Origin of the sequence: Mesobacterium pallidum, assembly GCF_019966535.1 — a bacterium.
GTDB classification, from domain to species: Bacteria; Pseudomonadota; Alphaproteobacteria; order Rhodobacterales; family Rhodobacteraceae; genus Mesobacterium; species Mesobacterium pallidum.
Genome location: NZ_JAIMID010000051.1, coordinates 1 through 2,587 on the forward strand (window position 1 = coordinate 1; position 2,587 = coordinate 2,587).

Genomic DNA, 2,587 nt, shown 5'->3' on the forward strand with positions numbered 1-2,587 from the left:
CTTCCTCTCGCGGGCCAGAAGGGCCGCTTGATCCTTCTTCGATAGTCCCTGCATGGCTCTGTTCATGGTGCCTCCGGGGTTAGCTGGACTCGAAAAGGTGGGGGTGGATCTGGCGTGCCGATCGCTCTAACCACGGCGCACGATGCGTCAGGCAGATGCGACCTAGCTGCCACCGAACAAAGTTCGCGCCACGGAATTTTGCCCAATATGGCTTGAGGTAATAGCCGCCAATCTCGACGCGGATCAGGCTCGCTTTCGGCAGTTTCTTCCTGACGCTTCTCGGTATCATCTTCACCTCGGCCCTTACTGGACCGCGCGTAGCGTGGTCATGTTGAAGTCTGCGACGGCAAAGTCGCGCTCGGCGTTTTTGTCCAGATCGACCGCCTTGAGCATCAACCCCGGCGTCGGGTGCCACTCGGTCGAGCCATGCCAGAATGCGACCGCGCGCAAGCGGCGCGTCGCCACTTCGCCGCGCCAGTTCCGATATTCACACTCGAACTCGACCGGCCCTTTCAGCGCGATCATGAAGTTGGTCAGGGAGATTTCCTCGCCCGCGGTCAGGGGTTCTACTTCGGTCATGTCTTCACCTCGGTGGTTGTGGGATTCAAGAAAATTCGTCGGTCGCCCAGGCGCGCCAGTCGAAGTCGCACCCGCAAGACCACTTGGTAAACCAGCCGCCTTTGCCGTCTGGCAGGTCGCCCATGTCATGGGGTGTCTCATGGCAGTTGGGGCACTCCGGCATCGAAACCGTCACCACTGTGCCGGGCGGGAATGTTCGCGCTGATAGCATCAAGGTGCCGTCGCGCCCGACTGGCCCGTCTCCGTCCATGTCACCCTCTGCGGACCCCACCCAGCGCGGCTCATGCTGGTCGCAGTTGGGGCCGGCGTAAACGTCTGGGGCGTGACGTGCGCGCATGGTCTCTCGAATGCGCAGATCCATCAGATCAGCTCCTTTTCCAGCGCAAGCCATTCCGGCAGCGTGACTGTGATCGCGCCCGACGTGCCTGAGATATGACTGTCGGACACCTCGATCTTGGAGAGCGGCAGCCAAACCGCCATGTCGCGGCTCGTTTCGTCCGTCCAGAACAGGATCGCCTTTTCGGTGGCGTGATATTGCCACCCTTCGATGTCGATGATGTCAGATTTCACGATGCCTCCAACGCGGCGCGCAGCCGATTTTCAATGTACGCCGCTTCCGTGCGGCCATCGGCCATTCCGACCGCCGCGACCGTCTTGGCCAGTTGGGCGGTGAACCCGGGGCGCTGATCGACAATTCTGATCCTGATGATGTTTTCTGGCATGTCTTCACCTTGGCGTTTCAGGATTTCTGGTTGCAGCGCGGACAGGGCAGCCCGCGCTTGTTCTCTGAGACTGTCCATTCATCGGCGATCCAGCCGGTGTCATGCCCGCAGTGGGGGCAGGCAAAGCGAATGCCGGGGCTGCCGCCAGGTAGGTGTCCAGCGTCGGCAACTCGCATCCGTTTGACCGGTTCAGATCGTGGCAAGTCGTCTTTGGCAAAGAGCATGCCGGCCTCCGGGCGGTTACTGGATGGAAGTCGGATGGCCTGGCGCGGGGCGTCCCGGCCAGACCTGATGGAATGTTTCTGGATCTGCTGAGTAGACGATTCCGCGGTCTTCGTGATCCATGTCGATGACGTTGATCAGGCAATCCTCTTCGCCGCGAATATCGTGATCCCAGAGGATTTCGCCCGCACGTTGACAGGCGAGGTGGGTCTTCCATGTCCACGCCTCTCCGCCATCAACGCACCGCGCCCGGCGATAAACGGTGCCGACTTCTATCTCGCGCATGCAGCTGTCGCAGCGATGAGACTTTCTGGCGATGTGCTGGGCGGTGCTGATGACTGTCACCATGTCATCACCTCTCCGGTTGTGGGATTCAAATGTCTGGGCACTCGCAGGCGAGATACCCGCCTTGCCCGCGTTCTTCGCTGCCGCACACTGGGCAAGGATCTTCGCCTTCACCCAGCGTATTCGGTCCAGCGGCTCCGCATCCTGTCGGATCATGGCAAAGGCCGTCATGCTGGCAGTCCTCCCATGCGTTGCAACGACTTGGCGGGAACTCATTCTCGTCAGAATCCCATTGGATGCCTGGAGCGTCACCTTCGGCTGCCCTGAGAATTGCTCCCTCGACAAGCCCCTCAACCCACGGGCGCTCCGCCATATCCTCACCGCTGATTTCGCGGGCGACATGGGGCGCAAACAGCGCCGGGGCCGTCACGACAAAACCGCGCGGTTCGGGCTGATAGACCAATGCTGCGACCGGGATGCGGATCACGATTTCTTCGCCTTCTACCTGCGCAATTGCCATATCTTCACCTCGGCGGTCACTGGATTTCGGGTCCGGCCGCTTCCAGCCGGTCATAGAAGATCGAGAGATCCCGGCGGTATGCCGTGTCTGTGAGCGCCTGCTCCAGTTCATCTTCGACCCACTGCTTTAGCTCTGGGATCAGCCCGTTCGGGATTCTGACGTTCTTCTCCATGGTGCCTCCGGGGCGGTTTCAGGATGGCGCCCGCAGGGCGGTCTTTGCGGGCGGGATGGTGTCTAGGTGCAGGCCGAACGGCAGCCG

Annotated in this window: 7 protein-coding genes; all 7 read right to left on the reverse strand. The window is 61.1% G+C overall.

Annotation, left to right across the window (positions count from 1 at the left end; all coding sequences use genetic code 11):
• Positions 1-303: 303 nt before the first annotated feature.
• The 7 genes from MF270_RS28020 to MF270_RS28050 all read right to left on the reverse strand — a co-directional run bounded on the left by MF270_RS28020 (position 304) and on the right by MF270_RS28050 (position 2,500).
• The gene (locus tag MF270_RS28020) at positions 304-579 is read right to left on the reverse strand and encodes a hypothetical protein (protein ID WP_238368858.1); all 276 of its coding nucleotides are present in this window, start codon (positions 577-579) and stop codon (positions 304-306) included.
• Between the two features lie 25 nt (positions 580-604).
• Positions 605-940, reverse strand: coding sequence for a hypothetical protein (locus tag MF270_RS28025; protein ID WP_238368859.1), 336 nt, complete (start codon positions 938-940; stop codon positions 605-607).
• Entirely contained in the window at positions 940-1,149 is a 210-nt protein-coding gene (locus MF270_RS28030) for a hypothetical protein (protein WP_238368860.1), read from the reverse strand. Before MF270_RS28030 ends, MF270_RS28025 begins: the two co-directional genes overlap by 1 nt.
• Positions 1,146-1,379 (reverse strand): hypothetical protein, encoded by a 234-nt coding sequence (locus tag MF270_RS28035; RefSeq protein WP_238368861.1) that lies wholly within the window; start codon positions 1,377-1,379, stop codon positions 1,146-1,148. Before MF270_RS28035 ends, MF270_RS28030 begins: the two co-directional genes overlap by 4 nt.
• Before the next feature lie 162 nt (positions 1,380-1,541).
• The gene (locus MF270_RS28040; RefSeq protein WP_238368862.1) at positions 1,542-1,871 is read right to left on the reverse strand and encodes a hypothetical protein; all 330 of its coding nucleotides are present in this window, start codon (positions 1,869-1,871) and stop codon (positions 1,542-1,544) included.
• A gap of 25 nt (positions 1,872-1,896) precedes the next feature.
• Positions 1,897-2,382 carry a hypothetical protein gene (locus tag MF270_RS28045; protein WP_238368863.1) on the reverse strand — a complete coding sequence of 162 codons (486 nt, stop codon included), beginning with the start codon at positions 2,380-2,382 and terminating at the stop codon, positions 1,897-1,899.
• Positions 2,345-2,500 (reverse strand): hypothetical protein, encoded by a 156-nt coding sequence (locus MF270_RS28050; protein WP_238368864.1) that lies wholly within the window; start codon positions 2,498-2,500, stop codon positions 2,345-2,347. The genes MF270_RS28045 and MF270_RS28050 overlap by 38 nt, the downstream gene beginning before the upstream one ends.
• Between the last annotated feature and the right edge of the window lie 87 nt (positions 2,501-2,587).

Excerpts from the sequence above, each read along its gene's own strand:
- MF270_RS28045 (WP_238368863.1), bottom strand. The coding sequence starts at position 2,382 with ATGACCGGCTGGAAGCGGCCGGACCCGAAATCCAGTGACCGCCGAGGT.
- MF270_RS28050 (WP_238368864.1), bottom strand. The coding sequence starts at position 2,500 with ATGGAGAAGAACGTCAGAATCCCGAACGGGCTGATCCCAGAGCTAAAG.
- MF270_RS28020 (WP_238368858.1), bottom strand. The coding sequence starts at position 579 with ATGACCGAAGTAGAACCCCTGACCGCGGGCGAGGAAATCTCCCTGACC.
- MF270_RS28025 (WP_238368859.1), bottom strand. The coding sequence starts at position 940 with ATGGATCTGCGCATTCGAGAGACCATGCGCGCACGTCACGCCCCAGAC.
- MF270_RS28035 (WP_238368861.1), bottom strand. The coding sequence starts at position 1,379 with ATGGACAGTCTCAGAGAACAAGCGCGGGCTGCCCTGTCCGCGCTGCAA.
- MF270_RS28040 (WP_238368862.1), bottom strand. The coding sequence starts at position 1,871 with ATGGTGACAGTCATCAGCACCGCCCAGCACATCGCCAGAAAGTCTCAT.